The sequence below is a fragment of the Ruegeria sp. AB5 genome (genome assembly GCF_056542645.1).
In genome coordinates, this window is sequence record NZ_JBQGAE010000068.1 from 1 (window position 1) to 1,133 (window position 1,133).

At 55.1% G+C, this 1,133-nt stretch carries 1 pseudogene; it reads left to right on the forward strand.

The annotated features are described in order from the left end of the window. Nucleotides 1–93 precede the first annotated feature (93 nt). A pseudogene (locus ACR0L4_RS23625) lies at nucleotides 94–1,133 on the forward strand (IS3 family transposase); the annotation flags it as partial.

Genomic DNA, 1,133 nt, shown 5'->3' on the forward strand with positions numbered 1-1,133 from the left:
CCAGCACTATCTGACGTCAGCGCTTATGGGTCCAACTAGGGCAATTTGATAAGAGAGTGTTCTTGGCTCATCGTAACCACTGAGGAGTGGACGATGAGAAAGACAACGAAAAGCCCCGGCGAGCGGATCGTCAAAGATATCAAGCGGGCGACGCGCAAACAGTATTCCTCTGAGGAGAAGATCAGGATCGTGTTGGACGGCCTACGCGGGGAAGACAGTATCGCTGAGCTGTGTCGCCGGGAAGGCATATCGCAGGGCCTCTATTACAAATGGTCGAAAGACTTCATGGAAGCTGGGAAGAAGCGGTTGGCTGGTGATACAGCGCGGGCTGCGAACGCTGATGAGGTCAAGGAGCTGCGTCGGGAAGCAAAAGACCTCAAGGAGGTCGTCGCGGAACAGACGCTTGAGCTGCGGCTTCTCAAAAAAAGCATGCTCGGGGATGGGGGCGACGACGCATGAGGTATCCCGCATCAGAGAAGCTGGAGATCATTCGGCTCGTGGAAGAAAGCCATTTGTCGGCCCGCCGGACACTGGCCAAGCTGGGCATCCCCCGCACCACGTTCTACCGCTGGTATGACCGATATCTGCAGCGCGGGGAGGCTGGCCTAGTGGATCAGCCTCCTAAGCCCAAGCATGTCTGGAACCGGGTTCCCATCGAAGTGAAACGCAAGGTTGTGGATCTTGCGCTGAATGAAACGGAGCTGTCGCCACGCGAGTTGGCTGTCACCTTCACCGATCAAGAACTGCTATTTTGTATCGGAATCTACTGTGTATCGCACGCTCAAGGCTCATGATCTGATCACCAGCCCGGCATTCATCATGCTGAAAGCCGCGAATGAGTTCGAACATAAGACAACGGCCATCAATCAGCTTTGGCAAACCGACTTCACCTATCTCAAGGTTCTGGGCTGGGGCTGGTTCTATCTCAGCACGATCCTCGACGACTACAGCCGCTACATCATTGCTTGGAAGCTTTTGCACCAACATGCGGGCCGAAGACGTGACGGACACCCTCGATCTGGCACTTCAGGCGTCCGGCTGTGATCAGGTCCATGTTGTTCACAAGCCAAGATTGCTCAGCGATAACGGCTCAAGTTATGTCTCTGGCGACCTGGCTGAATGGTTGCAGGACA